This is a genomic window from Mycobacterium simiae (genome assembly GCF_008370645.1).
Taxonomy (GTDB): Bacteria; Actinomycetota; Actinomycetes; order Mycobacteriales; family Mycobacteriaceae; genus Mycobacterium; species Mycobacterium simiae_A.
Window position 1 is genome coordinate 1 of record NZ_VTZN01000623.1, and the last position, 295, is coordinate 295.

Here is a 295-nt window from a genome sequence, read left to right on the forward strand (position 1 = left end):
CGGGGGGCCGGAAAGTGAAAGCTATGCCATCGGCACTTTGACGAGTGTTGCTTCGGGGCGGGTGGCCTATTTGTTGGGGTTGCAGGGTCCGGCACTCACGGTGGACACCGCCTGCTCGTCGTCGCTGGTGGCGACGCATTTGGCGTGTCAGTCGCTGCACAACGGCGAATCGGGCCTGGCACTGGCCGGCGGCGTCACCATCATGACCACACCGGCCATCTTCACCGAGTTCGCTCGGCAGCGCGGGTTGGCCGCCGATGGGCGCTGCAAAGCATTCGCCGCGGCTGCCGACGGT

General features: G+C 66.4%; 1 protein-coding gene. It reads left to right on the forward strand.

Annotation, left to right across the window (positions count from 1 at the left end; all coding sequences use genetic code 11):
- The coding region (locus F0Q45_RS27150; protein ID WP_149656716.1) for a beta-ketoacyl synthase N-terminal-like domain-containing protein at nt 1–295 on the forward strand (295 nt) is incomplete at both ends.